Genomic DNA, 15,055 nt, shown 5'->3' with positions numbered 1-15,055 from the left:
GCGAGCGTGAACGCGAAAACGAAACGTCGTATGGTCGTGGTGACGGGGATTATCGTTATGGTGCTGGTCGTGGTCTTGGCCGTGGTCGGGGGATCGAGCTCTGCCAAGAGCGTTTCGATTGCAGAAGCTGCAACCGGGGGATACGCTGACCAGAAGATCCAGGTGAGCGGCAACGTGGTGGAGAATTCTTTCGAAACGAAGGACAACGTGCTGACGTTTGCCATTTACGACCCCGAAGGCGACAAGTCCCAGCAGGTCAAAGTGCGCTTCGAGGGCGGCGTTTCGGCTACGTTCGGCAATGACGTGACGGCAATCTGCACGGGCAAGATGACCGAAGAAGGCATTCTGAACGCGTCCGAGCTGGTTACGAAGTGCCCGTCGAAGTACGAGAACTCGGCCGACGCGCTTACGGTCGCCCAGTTGGTGGGCTACGGCGACGAGGTGCTTGACAAGCCGGTCAAGGTGGCTGGCTCGGTGAAGACCGGCACGCTGGTCGCGGCCGGGTCGGGCGACCGCTTCGTGCTCGTTGACGCGGAAAGCGGGGAAGAGCTGCCGGTTCTGTTCGACGGCGCCATCTCCGACGAGATCAAGGACGGCACCCAACTGGTGCTGACGGGCTCCATCAACGCTGGCGGCAAGTTCGCCGCGACCGAGGTGGCTTTGCAGGGCTAGCGGAAACGCGAATCTTAAGACGATAGGCGGCGGCTTCGGCCGCCGCTTCGGAAGGAAACTACATGGCAACTATTGGTGTGATCGGGCTTCTGGTCGCTTTTGCGGGCGTGGCGGTGTCCGTCGTGTGCCTGCTTGCGGGCGCGCTGCTTGCGCGCAAGCGCTCAGGCGGTATAGGCGAGACGCTGACCTGGGGCGGCCATATCGGCGTGATCCTGTCGGCGGTGGCGCTGACGTTCTGCTGCGGCATCCTGGTCTTCTGCTTCATGACGGGCGACATGAGCATCGAATACGTTTTGCGCCAGCACAGCGACGCTTCGGGCGAGCTGGCCTGGCTGTACAAACTGTCCGGCTTGTGGGCCGGTCGCGAGGGCTCTCTTCTGTTCTGGGCGTGGCTCATCGCCGCGTTCAACGCGGTGGTGGCCGTGCGCAATTTGAAAAGCCCGCGCAAGCTGGACTCCATGGCCTTGCTGGTCAGCCAGCTGGTGCTGGCCGCGTTCGTGGGCGTGCTGCTGCTTTCCGAAAGCAACATGCCGTTCACGGCTACGCCGCTCAAGTACTTCAATTCTGACGGCACGCTGACAAGCTCGGCTTCCATGCTGGGCATGAACACGCTGCTGGAGCACTGGGCTATGGCCATTCACCCGCCCACGCTGTTCATCGGCTACGCAGGTTTGACCATCCCGTTCGCGTACGCCATTGCCGCGCTCATCGTGAACGACTCCTCTAAAGAGTGGGTGGTCCGTTCGCAGCGCTACACCCTGTTCTCGTGGTTCTTCCTGGGCGTGGGCATCGGCCTGGGAGCGGTTTTGGCGTACGTCGTGCTGGGTTGGGGCGGCTACTGGGGCTGGGACCCCGTGGAGAACGCAAGCCTTTTGTCGTGGCTTGTGGGCGTGGCCCTCATCCACAGCTTCACCGTGTATCGTCAACGCGGCGCGTTCAAGCGCTGGAGCGTGATGTGCGCGTGCCTGACGTTCGCGTTCGTAATCGTGGGCACGTTCATCGCGCGTTCCGGCTTGGTTCAGTCGGTTCACGCGTTCGAGGGCGACCCGGTTTCGCTCGTGCTGTTCGGGGCGCTGATCGTGCTGTCCGTCGTGGCCGGTATCGTTGGGCTGGTCGTCCGTTGGAAGAGCTTCGGTCCGGGCGCTTCGGGTTCCGACGATGTTGAGAACATGCTCTCGAAGGATGCGGCCTACTACTTCAACAACGTGATCATGGTGGTGTTCGCCACGTTGCTGGCGTACCTGACCATCGCCTCTGCGCTGCCGGGTTGGATGCCGTTTGGCGGCCAGGCTATTTCCGCTGGCACGTACAATGCCATCGCCCGTCCTTTGGGCATTGTCTACCTTGCCATTTTGGCTATTTGCCCTCTGCTTTCGTGGGGCAAGACCGACGGCAAGCAGTTCTGGAAGCGCGCGCGCGTGCCGGCCGTGTGCGCGCTCGTGCTGTTCGCCGTGCTCATGGTGTACTTCGTGACGTATCTGGTTCCCAGCTACAACGCGGTGATCGCGGCGGGCGGCATCAATGCCGAGGGCCTGATGGAAGAAGGTCCGGCATGGTACTACAACGGCTTGGCGGCCGTGGGTCTGCTGGTGGCCAGCTTGCTGTTCTTCAACTCGCTGTTCATGCTGGGCCGCGCGGTTCGCGGCTACCAAAAGGGGCATGGCGGCAATCCGGTGTCGGCTGCCTTCGGCATGCTGGTGAATCGCGCTTCCACGTTCGGCGGTTTCGTCGCGCACTTCGGCATGGCGGTCATCCTGGTGGGCTTGATCGGCTCGTCCATGTACGTGACGGAGAAGGTTGCCTACGTCGGCTACGACGAGGCCACCGATACCGCTTCCGAGGACTTCGTCGTCAAGGATTACACGCTCAAGTACACCGGCAACGAAATCGTGCCGCAGGACAACAAGGACGACATCCTGTACACGGTGCATTTCGATGCGTACAAGGACGGCCAGTTCGTCGGCTCGGTTGATCCGACCGTGCAGTTCGTGCAGTCCACTCAGCAGCAGAAGCTGGTGGCCAGCGTCATTTCGTTCCCGACCGAGGACTTGTTCGTGGTGTATCGCGGCGTGAACGAAAACGGCGACTTCTCGATGGACGTGCGCGTGAACCCGTTGATCTCCCAGGTTTGGATCGGCTTCTTCCTGCTGATGGCCGGCGTGTTGATTGCCACGGCAGGCAAGCGCGGCGCCAGCCGCAAGCTGACGGGTGCGGATGCTGCTGCGTCGATGGAAGATTCGAAGAGCGAGGGCTGCGAACCTGCATCTGCGAAAGCGGAGGCGTAATCGTCATGACCGATGCGCAAGCGGCTATCAAGACCAAGAAGCTCTCCAAGGTGTTCGGCAACCGTCGCGCGGTGGACAACGTGTCTATCGAGGTTCCCCAAGGCGCGTTCCTGTCCATCTTCGGGCCGAACGGTGCGGGCAAGACGACGTTTCTGCGCGTGCTGTCCACGCTTGCCCGCGCGTCGTCGGGATCGGCTACGCTCATGGGCATCGACATCAAGGAGGAACCCGACAAAGCGCGCGACCACATCGGGCTCATTTCGCACAACTCCATGTTGTACCCGGATTTGACGGCCGAGCAGAACCTGCTTATCTACGCGCGTCTCTACGGGGTGGAAAACCCCGAGGCGCGCGTCCTCGAACTGCTGGAGTCGGTTGAGCTGAAGCATCGCCGCTTGGACGTCGTGCGCACGTTCTCGCGCGGCATGACGCAGCGCTTGAGCATCGCGCGCGCTCTGATTCACGATCCTGACGTGGTGTTTCTGGACGAGCCGTACTCGGGATTGGACCCGCATGCCGTGGAGATATTCGATGAGCTGATCGAGCAGCAGCGCGAGGGCCGCACCTTCGTCATGGTCAGCCATGATCTGCAGAAGGGCTTCGCCATGTGCACGCACGCGCTGGTGCTGGCGAAGGGCAAGGTGGTCGCGTTCGATCAGAAGGACGCGCTGGACTTCGACGAGTTTTCCGGCTTGTACCGCCAGACCGTCGGCATGGGGGTGGCGTAACATGTCCGTGGTTTTGAAGAAGCCCTCGACGTTCCAGCAGTACAAGACGCTTTTGCGCAAGGACTTGGAGCAGGAGTTTCGCACCAAGGAGATGCTCACGTCCATGGGCATCTACGCACTGTTGGTGCTTATCGTGTACGGCGCGGCACTCGGCCAGACCACGAGCGCTTTGGACGTGCTCCAGATCAGCGGCGGCCTTCTGTGGGCGCTGATCGTGTTCACGTCGCTGCTGGGTTTGAACCGTTCGTTTTCGCACGAGAAGGAGCAGGGCTGCATGGAGGGCATTTTGCTGGTGCCCTTGGATCGATCAGTCATCTTTCTGGCGAAGGCTACGTCGAACCTCCTGTTCTTGCTGGTGGTGGAAGTGCTGGCCGTGCCGCTGTTCTACTTCTTCTTCCTGACAACGGTTTCGCCATCGGAGCATTTTTGGCTGCTCGTAGTGCCGTTGCTGGTGGGAACCGTGGGCATGGCGGGCATCGGCACGCTTTTGTCCACCATCACCATCAACACGCGCGGCAAGGACGTCATGCTGGCGGTGCTGTTCGTGCCGCTCATCTTCCCGCTGCTGTACGCGTGCGCGTCGGCCACGACGGCCGTGATCGTGGGGGCCGAGGGGTATATGGACGTGTTTTCGCTGTCGCTTATGCTGGCGGGTGGCTACGATGTGATCATGCTGCTGCTGAGCTGGGTGCTGTACGATTTCGTTATCAGCGTGTAGGCGCTTCGCCGGCCTGATGGTCGCTGAAGCCGCTCAACGCTGCAAGGTGTTGGGGCGCTCGACAAAAGGAGGGTTTATGACTGACGAGAAAAAGCCGCTCAAGCTGCCGGAGGCGGGGCAGTGGCCCGACCGGGTGGCGCCATGGGCGTTGCTGGCAGGGGCCGTGCTGACCACGGTCGGCTTCCTTATGGCGTTTCTTTACGCAGGGCCGGTGAACGGCGCCGCCGTGAACGGCGTGGAGCTGATCGGCGGCCAAATGGTGTCGTCGAAGCTGCTGCTGTCCCAGAAGATCTTCTATTTCCACATGCCGGTCGCCCTGGTTTCGTTCGGCGCGCTGGCGTTTGCGGGCTACTACTGCGTTCGGTTCCTCATGACGAAGAACCAGCGTTTCGACACGTGCGCGAAGGTGTGCATGGAAATTGCGCTTTTGTTCGTGACGTGCACCATGATCACGGGCGATTTGTGGACGCGCTTCGAGTGGGGCGTGTGGTGGACGTGGGATCCGCGCTTGACCACGTACCTTATCCTGATGCTGATCATCATTGCGTACTTCGTGCTGCGCAACGCCATCGACGAGCCGGAGCGACGTGCCACGTACTCGTCGGTTCTGGGCATCATCGCATGCGTGGACGTGCCCATCTGCTACATGGTGACGCGCCTTATTCCCTCGAGCATCCATCCCGTGGTGCTGCGCGAGGGCGGCATGTCGCCGGATATGGGCATGACGGTGGGCGTGGTCATGCTGGGCATGATCATGGTGGGATTCGCCTTGTACCGCTTGCGCTTTCGTCAGGTTCGCTTGGCGCAGCGCGTGGAGGCCGTCAAGGAGCAGCTGGAAGACTAACGCGCTCGGCTGCCGCGTCTGCACGATAGGCGATGCGACAGCGGGGAATTGCGCGAACATGACGAACGAGTCGTTGAGAAGGAGCATCCATGAATCCGGTTCTTGTTGAAATCTACAGCACCATCATTCCGTCGGCCCCGTATATCATCGCGGCGTATGCCCTGATGTGGGCTGCAATTCTGGTGTACGTGTTCATTATCGTGCGTGGTCTGAAGAAGACCGAAGCGCACATGGCCGTACTCGAGGAGGCCCTGGCCGAGAAGACCGCGGCGAAATAGCGGGACGTTCGACGCGTCTTGCGTCCGTGCTACAATAGCGAAACGAATGAGACGAAGCGCCGCTCTTGCGGCGCTTCGCGTATGAAATGCGACTCAAGAAAGGTCCCGAAGCCATGAAAGCTCTGATTCCCGCCGCCGGTTTGGGCACGCGCTTCCTTCCTGCCACGAAGGCGCAGCCGAAGGAAATGCTGCTGGTTGTTGATCGTCCGGCCATCCAGTACGTTGTCGAAGAGGGCCTTGCATCCGCCGCCGACGAGGTGGTCATCATCAACAGCCGCGAGAAGCAGGCTATCGAAGATCACTTCAGCCCGAACCCGGAGCTGGTTGCCACGCTGCGCGCCCGCGGCAAGGATGCGTACGCCGACGTGGTGGAGCAGGTGGGCAACTACAACGTGAGCTACGTGTACCAGGACGAGGCGCTGGGCCTGGGGCATGCGGTGCGCTGCGCCCACGAGAAGACCGGCAACGAGCCGTTCTACGTGCTGCTGGGCGATGTGCTGGTGCCGGACAACAAGATGCTGCCGAGCATGCAGGAGGTGTCCGACGCTCACGGCGGAGCCAGCGTGATCGCGGTCATGCCGGTGCCCGATGACCAGGTGAGCCGCTTCGGCGTGATCGCGGGAGCTCCCGTGGCCGACGACGTGTGGAAGATCGACGCGCTGGTGGAGAAGCCGGCGCTTGAAGACGCGCCGTCGAACTTGGCGGTGTTCGGCCGCTACTTGCTGTCCGCGCGGGTGATGGAGCTTTTGGCCGACGTGGAGCCGGGCGTGGGCGGCGAGATCCAGCTGACCGACGCGCTCGACGCCGTGCTGCGCGAAGAGGAGATGTACGCGCTGGTCATCGACCCGGCCGACGGGTTCGACACCGGTACCGTGGAAAGCTGGCTAGAAACGAACAACATTCTGTTCGAGCGAAAGAACGCGGGAAAGTAGGCGTTGGCGGGCTGGGCAAGGGAGCAGGACTAGCAAGGCGGGAAACGAGGCTGATGCCCCGTCCTGCCTTGCTTGCTTTTTGCCCGGAAAAGGATCGGCCCGGGGAGAGGGGAACTCCACCGGGCCGCAAGGAGGGGGTGTACGGTGCCTCTTGGGCACCGACTCTGCTTTAAGGGGTAAGCAGAAGCAAATTGAAAAGGAGGGGAGCCTTTCATTTGCTGATACCCAGTATAAAAGTTGACCTTGAAAAACGTATGTGTCGACCGTGCGCGTTTTGTGAATCGATGCTTCTGAAAGTAACAAGAAGGTAACCATGAGAGGAAAACGCGGCAAATGCTAGCGCTCTTCGGCTTTGCCCGGTTCTTCGCACGCTGCGTTGCAATCGATTCCCGCAGCTACGGGGACGAAGGCTTCGGCTTTCGCGGGGTGCTCAAGCGCGTCCGATCCGCGCTTGAGGTACGCTCTGAGCGCGCGCAGCGCTGCGGTTTGCTCGGGAGCCAGCTTTCCGTTGACGCGATCGTTCTTCAAGCCTGCCGCAAACATGCCGAGGAAGCGTGCGTACACTATGGCCACGATGGATGTGGCCAGCAGCAGCTGGATGCCCTCCACTTGCTGAATCATGGACGCGGCGCTGGCGAATCCGGCGGCGGCGAGCGTCGAAGCGAACCCGTGGGTTGCCAGCAGCCCTACGGCCATGGGAAACGTCATGCCGGCAAATCCGGGGTGAAACTGCACGCTGAAAAACTTCGGCAGCTTTGCCACCACGTACGCAAGCGATACCGCCACGCAGGCGAACAGCGCCGCGAGCACGATGAGGTTCGGCTCGCTTGCAACGTTGACGTACGACACCAGGCACATGCTGCACGGACCGAGCATGATCGCTTGCGAATGCATGGTGGCTTCGGCGACTTCGCAGCGCTTCATGCGCCAAAGCATGAAGGGCGTAAGCGCAACGTACGCCGCGATGCCCCAAACCACTATGCCTAGTGCCAGCGGCTCGGGCATGAACGGCATGCCGACGACCGTGGCCACCATGACGCCGTTAGTGGTGACGTACCAGCTGGGCATGAACGTCTTCCATTCGAATCGCCGTAGGAAAAAGCGGACGAAGAACACCGCAACGTGCACGATCAGCAACCCGAGCATCGCGAAGAACACCGCCCGAGCGCCGTCGTGCAGGACGGGCGCGAGGCCTGCGTAGTATACGCACAGCACCATGATCAGCATGGGGAGGGTGGGGTATAGCGCGGCAAGCATGGGGTTCGCGTATTCCGCGGCTATCACGCTTTTGAGATGGAAGGCGATCTTCAGGCAGTACGCCAGCGCTACAACGGTCGAGATTACGGCGGTTATCGCATGGACGAACGGGTATCCGATCGTTTCGTAAAACCCTCCCAGTACAAGCAGGCCCAAGGTGGCGGGCACTACGGGAAGCGGGAGCCGTGAAACCTTGTCTTTGAGGTACTTCATGAGGAGTCCTTCATCGCGGTTTGCGGACGCATTCCTTCCCTGGAAAAAGATCGGCCCGGGGAGAGGGGAACTCCGCCGGGCCACAAGGAGGGGATGTACGGTGCCTCTTGGGCACCGACTCTGCTTTAAGGGGTAAGCAGAAGCAAACTGAAAAGGAGGGGAGCCTTTCATTTGCTGGAGCCTAGTATACGTGCCGAGGTTGCAGATGATATGTGACGCACGTGCGCGTTTTGTGAATTGGTGGTCTTATAAGTAACAAATAAGCAAATTTCTTGGCAAATCGTCGCAAGCGCTCGGCGCAGCGGCGAAAGCGCGACGCGCGTCGACGGCGGTTCAGCAGCGGAATTCGGGGTTGTCGCGAAAAAAGATCGGGCCGCGAAGAGGGGAACTTCGCGGCCCACAAGGAGGGGGATGATGCGACGCTCGATGGCGTCGCTACTGCTTCTACGCAGTGCAAACGGAAAGGAGGGGAGTCTTTCGTTTGCGATACCCAGTATAAAAGTCAGCCTTGAAAAACATGTGACCGGCGCGTGTTCGTCTTGTGTAACGGGTGCGGACGATCGGTGAACGTCAACTCGCCCCATGCGGCACCGTTCTTTTGCTATCATAAGCACTCGACGAAAGGAATCTTCCATGCCTGATATCGATCTTCGCTTCCACCGGGATATGCTGGTTCTGTCCGCTCCGGTTGCTGCCGTGCTGCAGCGCCAGGGCTTCGACATCGACCGAGATCTGGAGTACGCCACGCTGGTGGAGCCCGAGGCTGTGCGCGAAGCGCTGCGGCTCAACAAGGTTGCCGGCGCTCAGTGCCTGGTGACTAGCACGGCGGGCATCACGGCTGCTCGTCTGGCGCACCACGGTCTGGAGGAGCGCGCGCAAGAGGTCGTGAAGGCCGGACTGGATATCGCTTGCCAGCTGAAGCCCCAGCACGTGCTGGTGGAGGTGGGCCCGTGCGGGCTGCCGCTCGATCCCTCCAGCAAAGCGTCGCTGAACGAGAATCGCAGCCAGTATGCCGACGCCGCGCGCGCATGCGCAGGGGCGACGTTCGACGCGTTCTTCCTGAACGGTTTCGCGAACCCGTCGGATCTCAAGTGCGCACTCATGGGCGTTCGCCAGGTGAGCGATGCGCTGGTGTTCGCTTCGGTCGACGTGGATGCTGACGGCGTGCTTTCCGGCGGCCGCCATACGTTCGCGGAGGCGTTGGAGGTTATGGTGGACTTCGAGGCGTCGGTGGCGGGCTTTGCGACGCGCGCTCCCCTTGAGGCCGCAACGAGTTTGGCGCGACAGGCATGCGCAGCCGGCTCCCTGCCGGTTCTGGCTCAGCTGATCGTGGGGGCGCACGACCCGAAGCAGGGCGGCGCCACGGAGTCCAATCCGTATTTCTGCCCGGATGTTCTGGTGGCGGCCGGTACGCAGCTGCGCGGTGCGGGCGCTCAGTTCCTGCGCGCTGGCGGCGCTGCCACGCCGGCGTACACGGGCGCCCTTGTTGCTGCAAGCGAGGGGTTCGACGTCGTTCGTCCGGACGTGGAGGCGTAGTCCATGGCTGACTCTTTTCGGACGAACACGGTGCGCAGTCCCCACTACGGCGCATTGCAGAGCGTGGTCGAGTCTTTGTTCGCGGATCGGGACGTGAAGTCCGTGCGACGGCTCGATGTGGTTGTCGCGGCGGAATCGGCGGATCTTCCCGAAGATCTGGCCGAGATCATCGCGCTGCTGCCTCCGGGCACGTACACTCGCCAGCGTCTGTGCGATCAGCTGAACTCGGCTATCGGCGGGCACGCGTGGGGGCAGGTGTACGGAACCGTCGAATAGCGGCGACCGGGCCTGTTTGCTGCGTGTAATAACTGTGTACGCCTTGCGCGTCCGTAGGCGGGCCGGTACTATATCTGAACATTTGAAACGCATTCACCCACTATATGTTGTGGAAAATCTTGGGTAGATCCTGTGGAAAGATTGCGCATAAACCAAGCGAAACCACAGATCGCGCCCTTAAAAGCACGCATTTGGAAGCGATTGAATAAGACTGGCGAAGAGAGGATCAGGCGCATGGTCACGACCATAGTAAAGCGCGACGGCCGCACGGCGGAGTTCAAGGCGGACAAGATTGCCGAGGCGGTGGAGCGGGCGTTCCAGGCATGCGGCGCCATGCAGGATCGTTCGGTTGCCGACGGCATCGCACAGGCTGTCGTGGACAAGCTTGAAGCCGGCGCCATCGAGGGCGTTCCCACGGTGGAAGGCGTGCAGGACCTGGTGGAGGAAACGCTCATCGAGGACGGATTCGTTCAGACCGCCAAATCCTACATTCTCTATCGTGCCGAGCGCAACCGTGCTCGCGACGTGAACAGCCGCCTTATCCAAACGCTCAAGGACATCACGTTTTCCAAGGCATCCGATTCCGACATGAAGCGCGAAAACGCCAACATCGACGCCGACACGGCTATGGGCACCATGCTCAAATACGGGTCAGAATCGGCCAAGCAGTTCTACGAAATGTGCGTCATCGATCCGAAATTTGCGCGTGCTCACCGGGACGGCGACATCCATATTCACGACATGGACTTCTACACGCTGACCACCACGTGCTGCCAGATCGAGTTGAAGAAGCTGTTCAAGGGTGGCTTTTCCACGGGTCACGGCGTGCTGCGCGAGCCGAACGACATCGCCAGCTACGCGGCGCTTGCCTGCATTGCCATTCAGTCGAACCAAAACGACCAGCATGGTGGCCAGGCTATCTGCGACTTCGACTACGGTTTGGCGGACGGCGTGCGCAAGACGTATCGTCGCCTGTACAAAAAGCACTTGGCCGAGGCCGTCGATCTGCTGATGAACGCAGAGGACGCCCGCGCGTTCGCGCAGGACACGCTTGACGCGGTGGAAGCCCAGACGGGCACGATCGCCAGCCTGCACATGGACGAGCAGTTCGAGGCCGCCGTGCGCGCCGCCCTTGCACAGGCGGGCGCCGACGACGCTACGGCTGATCGCGCGCTTGCGTATGCCGCGAAGAACGCCACGGCCGATACCGATCGCACGACGTTCCAGGCTATGGAGGCGCTTGTGCACAATCTGAACACCATGCACAGCCGCGCCGGTGCGCAGACGCCGTTCAGCTCGGTCAACTACGGCATGGATACGTCCCCCGAGGGGCGCATGGTGGTCAAGAACATGCTGTTGGCAACCGAAGGAGGCTTGGGTTCGGGCGAGACTCCCATCTTCCCCGTGCAAATCTTCCGCGTGAAGGAAGGCGTGAACTACAACCCTGAAGATCCGAACTACGACCTGTTCAAGCTTGCCATGCATTGCTCTGCGAAGCGCCTGTTCCCCAACTTCAGCTTCCTGGACGCGCCGTTCAACATTCAGTACTACAAGGGCACGCCCGAGACCGAGGTGGCGTACATGGGCTGCCGCACGCGCGTTATGGGCAACGTGTTCGATCCCGATCGCGAAGTGACGCCCGGTCGCGGCAATCTCAGCTTCACGTCCATCAACCTGCCGCGCTTGGCCATTCGCGCCAAGGGCGATCTGGATCTGTTCTTCGACCTTCTGGACGCGAAGCTTGCGCTGGTGGTGGGGCAGCTGGACGAGCGCTTCGAAATCCAGGCGCGCAAGCGCGTGTACAACGCGCCGTTCTTGATGGGCCAGGGCGTGTGGATCGATTCCGAGAAGCTTTCGCCCGACGACGAGCAGCGCGAGGTGCTCAAGCACGGCACGCTGTCGCTGGGCTTCATCGGCCTGGCTGAAGCGCTGGTGGCGTTGACCGGCCAGCATCACGGCCAGTCGAAGTCGTCGCAGAACCTGGGCCTGGAGATCATCGGGCACATGCGCGGATACCTGGACAAGCTGTCGCAGGAGCGCGGGATGAACTACGGCTTGATCGCTACGCCGGCCGAGGGCTTGTCGGGTCGGTTCGTGCGCATGGACCGTGCGCGCTACGGCTCCATCGAGGGCGTGACCGATCGCGATTACTATACGAACGGATTCCACGTGCCGGTGTACTATCCCATCAGCGCGTTCGACAAGATCGAGATCGAGGCGCCCTATCATGCGCTCACGAACGCGGGCCACATTTCCTATGTGGAGCTTGACGGCGACCCGTCCGACAACCTGGAGGCGTTCGAGGCGGTCATTCGTCACATGAAGGACAGCGGTATCGGCTACGGCTCCGTGAACCATCCGGTGGATCGCGACCCGGTGTGCGGCTACAACGGCATCATCGGCGACGTGTGCCCCAAGTGCGGTCGCACCGAGGCCGAGCACGGCACGTCGTTCGAGCGCATTCGCCGCATCACGGGCTACCTGGTGGGCACGCTCGATCGCTTCAACGACGCCAAGCGCGCCGAGGAGAACGATCGCGTCAAGCATCAGATGTAGCCAGACGCGGGCGGCTCCGGCGGCTTTTGCCGGCCGCCGGAACGCGCCGCCGCTGCGGCCAGCCACGGCACCCTGCCTTCGTGCGATCCCGGAAGCTCGCGTACACAGTACGCTTCGCCTCCGCGATCCCGCGAATTCAGGGCACCGTGGCTGCCCTCGCTGACTTACTACGCCAACCTGTGAGTGCAATATGCGCCCTTCGGGCGCATAAGGAGACCCTCTCGTGACTACTCCCGCCACCATTCGTTTGTACGGTACGGCCCCGGACTCCATCGTCGATGGTCCGGGGCTGCGCTTCGCCGTGTTCGTGCAGGGATGCACGCACGCTTGTCCGGGTTGCCACAACCCCGACAGCCAGCCGTGCGCGGGCGGCGAGGTTCGCCGCATCGACGAGTTGGTGGCCGAGATTGCGGCCAACAAGCTGGCGCGGGGCGTGACCATTTCGGGCGGCGAGCCGTTCGAGCAGGCCGCCGCATGCGCCGAACTTGCTCGTCAGCTGCGAAAACGAGGCTTGAACGTATGGACGTATTCCGGCTATCGCTACGAGCAGCTGGAGGACGGCTTTCCCGATGCCGCTGCACGCGATTTGCTCGACCAGACCGACGTGCTGGTGGACGGTCCGTTCGTGCAGGCGTTTCACTCCTTCGATCTGCCGTGGCGCGGTTCTTCCAACCAACGGTTGATTGACGTTCCCGCAACAAGGAGCCAGGGGCGTATCGTTTTGTGGGAAACTCAGGAAGACGTGTTTCAAAAGCCTCCGTCATGGTGAGGCGTTCGCCTTTCAGGGCGATGAGGATTGCAAGAGGGTAGGACGGCGGCATGGGACAACTCGAACAAGCCATCGAAGGCTTCGTGCGAAGCGATTGGGTTATCACGGCGATAACGGTTGTGGTGATTCTTTCCTTGACGGCGGTGTGCGCGCGGTTGGTGATGCGGTTCATGCGCAAGCTGCTGCATTTCAACGAAGAGAAGAACCTCCCCTCAAGTTCCATCTTCGTCAACATCGCGCGTGCTTCAGTGTGGGTCTTGGGCATCTGCATCATGCTGTCCACCTGCTTCAACGTAGATGTGAGCGCCGCTATAACGGCCATGGGCATTGGCGGTATCGCCATCTCGCTTGGCTTTCAGGACACGATATCCAACCTGATCGGGGGCTTGCAGGTGAGCCTCATGCGCATCGTCAAGCCGGGCGACAACATAGAAGTGGGCTCGTCTTCGGGCGTGGTCAAGGACGTGACATGGCGCCATACCACCATCAGGAACAGCGCTGGCGCAGAGGTCATCATTCCCAACTCCATCATCAACAAGACGGCGCTCGTGCACCTTCCTCCCACCAACCAGGTATCGATTCCCGTTGTCGTGGCAACCGACGGATCCCGTCTTGACGACTTGGCGGAGGCCATCGAGCGGGTTGCCGCCGAGGCCGCATCCGAAGTGGCGAAGCTGACGAAGCAGCCGGCCCTTTCCTTTTCGGCTGTCGAAGATGCGGGGTTCAAGGGATCCATTGTGTTTCGCGTGGCGGATAGCCGCACGGGTGCTCGGGCAGGCGATGCCGTACTGCGTGCCATTGCTCCATTGACCAGGGAAGGCGGCATTAATCTGATCGACGGTGTTTTGGCGGGGAAGCAGCAAGTGGCCGAGGATTCCGCAAACGAGGGAGGGAGGACGAATGGCTGAAACGCGATTGACCGAAGGTCCTTTGCATAACGACGATGGATCTCTGGCCCAATGCGGTTGGGCTACCGCGCTCGTTCGTTCCTACGACCGCGCGCGTGTGAAGGCGCCGGCTCTGCGCATCAAGGAATGGGACTACTACCTGGTGAACGACGATGAGTACGCCGTGGCGCTCACCTTGGGCGATTTGGGGTACGGCGGACTCATTTCGGCGTCTGTCATGGACTTTGCCGAGGGCGTTTCGCATACGGCCAGCACCATGGTTCCCTTGACCCTGGGCCGGTTCCGGCTGCCGTCCTCGTCGTCTTCCGGCGTGTCGCGGTTCCAGAACGGGCGCGTGTCGTTCGACTTCGAGGTGAAGGACGGGTGCCGTCGCATAAAGGCCCAGTTCGCTCGATTCGACGGGCGCGACGATCTGACGTTTGAGGCGGTGCTTGACGAAGAGCCGCGCGACACGATGGTGATTGCCACGCCGTGGGCCGAAGACCCGCTCGCGTTCTACTACAACCAGAAGATCGTTGCCATGCGAGCGCAGGGCAGCTTCAAGAAGGGCCTGCTCGTACATGGCTTTTCGCCGGAGCGTTCGTTTGGCTTGCTCGATTGGGGCCGCGGCGTGTGGACGCGCGACAACACGTGGTACTGGGCCGTCGCGCAAGGTTGGCAGGATGGGCACGGAGGGGCGCAGCCCGGTGCTCATCGGTTCGGACTCAACCTGGGGTACGGTTTCGGCGACACGTCCGCTGCGTCCGAGAACATGGTGTTCGTGGACGGCGTTGCCCACAAGCTGCATCGCGTCGACTTCGGCATTCCCGAGAAAGCGGGGGCTGCGGTTGCGAAGAAGACCGAGGATCGCTACCAGCTTGACCAGCCTTGGCACGTAACCGACGACGAGGGTCGTTTGGATATGGTGTTCACGCCGATGCTCGATCGCGTTGACTGGATGGACTTCAAGGTGATTCGCACCGACCAGCACCAGGTATTCGGAAGGTTCGACGGTACGGTGACGCTCGACGACGGCACCGTGTTCGAAGTGGCGAACCTGTTAGGGTCGGCCGAGGTCATCCACAACGTGTATTAGAGCAAGGG

14 protein-coding genes are annotated in these 15,055 nt (G+C 61.5%); 13 read left to right on the top strand and 1 reads right to left on the bottom strand.

All coding sequences use genetic code 11. The features are described from left to right. The first annotated feature begins 6 nt into the window (after positions 1 to 6). The 7 genes from LQE90_RS07370 (at position 7) to LQE90_RS07340 (ending at position 6,457) form a co-directional block, all read left to right on the top strand. Positions 7 to 672, top strand: a complete 666-nt coding sequence (locus LQE90_RS07370; protein WP_216529030.1) for a cytochrome c maturation protein CcmE domain-containing protein — start codon at positions 7 to 9, stop codon at positions 670 to 672. 62 nt (positions 673 to 734) lie between these two features. After that, complete coding sequence (locus LQE90_RS07365) at positions 735 to 2,957, top strand: heme lyase CcmF/NrfE family subunit (RefSeq protein WP_231088246.1); 2,223 nt, start codon at positions 735 to 737, stop codon at positions 2,955 to 2,957. Between the two features lie 5 nt (positions 2,958 to 2,962). Continuing rightward, positions 2,963 to 3,685, top strand: coding sequence for an ABC transporter ATP-binding protein (locus LQE90_RS07360; RefSeq protein WP_114566507.1), 723 nt, complete (start codon positions 2,963 to 2,965; stop codon positions 3,683 to 3,685). A 1-nt stretch (position 3,686) separates the two neighbouring features. Continuing rightward, positions 3,687 to 4,403 carry a heme exporter protein CcmB gene (locus tag LQE90_RS07355; protein WP_216529032.1) on the top strand — a complete coding sequence of 239 codons (717 nt, stop codon included), beginning with the start codon at positions 3,687 to 3,689 and terminating at the stop codon, positions 4,401 to 4,403. A 76-nt stretch (positions 4,404 to 4,479) separates the two neighbouring features. After that, positions 4,480 to 5,247, top strand: a complete 768-nt coding sequence (locus LQE90_RS07350; protein WP_114566509.1) for a cytochrome c biogenesis protein — start codon at positions 4,480 to 4,482, stop codon at positions 5,245 to 5,247. An 89-nt stretch (positions 5,248 to 5,336) separates the two neighbouring features. Then, the gene (locus tag LQE90_RS07345; protein ID WP_114566510.1) at positions 5,337 to 5,525 is read left to right on the top strand and encodes a hypothetical protein; all 189 of its coding nucleotides are present in this window, start codon (positions 5,337 to 5,339) and stop codon (positions 5,523 to 5,525) included. Between the two features lie 113 nt (positions 5,526 to 5,638). After that, positions 5,639 to 6,457 carry a UTP--glucose-1-phosphate uridylyltransferase gene (locus LQE90_RS07340; RefSeq protein ID WP_216529033.1) on the top strand — a complete coding sequence of 273 codons (819 nt, stop codon included), beginning with the start codon at positions 5,639 to 5,641 and terminating at the stop codon, positions 6,455 to 6,457. A gap of 336 nt (positions 6,458 to 6,793) precedes the next feature. Here LQE90_RS07340 and LQE90_RS07335 read toward each other — a convergent pair whose 3' ends face one another. Then, positions 6,794 to 7,927 (bottom strand): TDT family transporter, encoded by a 1,134-nt coding sequence (locus LQE90_RS07335; RefSeq protein ID WP_216529034.1) that lies wholly within the window; start codon positions 7,925 to 7,927, stop codon positions 6,794 to 6,796. Between the two features lie 633 nt (positions 7,928 to 8,560). Here LQE90_RS07335 and LQE90_RS07330 point away from each other — a divergent pair. From LQE90_RS07330 to LQE90_RS07305, 6 genes are all read left to right on the top strand, one after another. Continuing rightward, the gene (locus LQE90_RS07330) at positions 8,561 to 9,463 is read left to right on the top strand and encodes a homocysteine S-methyltransferase family protein (RefSeq protein ID WP_216529035.1); all 903 of its coding nucleotides are present in this window, start codon (positions 8,561 to 8,563) and stop codon (positions 9,461 to 9,463) included. Between the two features lie 3 nt (positions 9,464 to 9,466). Next, positions 9,467 to 9,739, top strand: coding sequence for a hypothetical protein (locus tag LQE90_RS07325; RefSeq protein WP_114566513.1), 273 nt, complete (start codon positions 9,467 to 9,469; stop codon positions 9,737 to 9,739). Positions 9,740 to 9,973: 234 nt separating this feature from the next. Continuing rightward, on the top strand, positions 9,974 to 12,295 hold the full coding sequence (locus tag LQE90_RS07320) for an anaerobic ribonucleoside triphosphate reductase (protein WP_216529036.1): 2,322 nt from the start codon (positions 9,974 to 9,976) through the stop codon (positions 12,293 to 12,295). 223 nt (positions 12,296 to 12,518) lie between these two features. Then, the gene (gene nrdG, locus LQE90_RS07315; protein ID WP_216529037.1) at positions 12,519 to 13,064 is read left to right on the top strand and encodes an anaerobic ribonucleoside-triphosphate reductase activating protein; all 546 of its coding nucleotides are present in this window, start codon (positions 12,519 to 12,521) and stop codon (positions 13,062 to 13,064) included. 50 nt (positions 13,065 to 13,114) lie between these two features. Then, positions 13,115 to 13,972, top strand: coding sequence for a mechanosensitive ion channel family protein (locus LQE90_RS07310; RefSeq protein ID WP_216529038.1), 858 nt, complete (start codon positions 13,115 to 13,117; stop codon positions 13,970 to 13,972). Continuing rightward, positions 13,965 to 15,047, top strand: coding sequence for a DUF2804 domain-containing protein (locus LQE90_RS07305; protein WP_216529039.1), 1,083 nt, complete (start codon positions 13,965 to 13,967; stop codon positions 15,045 to 15,047). The genes LQE90_RS07310 and LQE90_RS07305 overlap by 8 nt, the downstream gene beginning before the upstream one ends. The last annotated feature ends 8 nt before the right edge of the window (positions 15,048 to 15,055 follow it).

This window comes from Paraeggerthella hominis, assembly GCF_021044775.1.
In the GTDB taxonomy this organism is placed as follows: domain Bacteria; phylum Actinomycetota; class Coriobacteriia; order Coriobacteriales; family Eggerthellaceae; genus Paraeggerthella; species Paraeggerthella hominis.
This window is presented reverse-complemented; position numbering and strand designations above follow the sequence as displayed.

Excerpts from the sequence above, each read along its gene's own strand:
- LQE90_RS07360 (WP_114566507.1), top strand. The coding sequence starts at position 2,963 with ATGACCGATGCGCAAGCGGCTATCAAGACCAAGAAGCTCTCCAAGGTG.
- LQE90_RS07350 (WP_114566509.1), top strand. The coding sequence starts at position 4,480 with ATGACTGACGAGAAAAAGCCGCTCAAGCTGCCGGAGGCGGGGCAGTGG.
- LQE90_RS07340 (WP_216529033.1), top strand. The coding sequence starts at position 5,639 with ATGAAAGCTCTGATTCCCGCCGCCGGTTTGGGCACGCGCTTCCTTCCT.
- LQE90_RS07345 (WP_114566510.1), top strand. The coding sequence starts at position 5,337 with ATGAATCCGGTTCTTGTTGAAATCTACAGCACCATCATTCCGTCGGCC.
- LQE90_RS07310 (WP_216529038.1), top strand. The coding sequence starts at position 13,115 with ATGGGACAACTCGAACAAGCCATCGAAGGCTTCGTGCGAAGCGATTGG.
- LQE90_RS07330 (WP_216529035.1), top strand. The coding sequence starts at position 8,561 with ATGCCTGATATCGATCTTCGCTTCCACCGGGATATGCTGGTTCTGTCC.
- LQE90_RS07325 (WP_114566513.1), top strand. The coding sequence starts at position 9,467 with ATGGCTGACTCTTTTCGGACGAACACGGTGCGCAGTCCCCACTACGGC.
- LQE90_RS07355 (WP_216529032.1), top strand. The coding sequence starts at position 3,687 with ATGTCCGTGGTTTTGAAGAAGCCCTCGACGTTCCAGCAGTACAAGACG.
- LQE90_RS07320 (WP_216529036.1), top strand. The coding sequence starts at position 9,974 with ATGGTCACGACCATAGTAAAGCGCGACGGCCGCACGGCGGAGTTCAAG.
- LQE90_RS07365 (WP_231088246.1), top strand. The coding sequence starts at position 735 with ATGGCAACTATTGGTGTGATCGGGCTTCTGGTCGCTTTTGCGGGCGTG.
- LQE90_RS07335 (WP_216529034.1), bottom strand. The coding sequence starts at position 7,927 with ATGAAGTACCTCAAAGACAAGGTTTCACGGCTCCCGCTTCCCGTAGTG.
- LQE90_RS07305 (WP_216529039.1), top strand. The coding sequence starts at position 13,965 with ATGGCTGAAACGCGATTGACCGAAGGTCCTTTGCATAACGACGATGGA.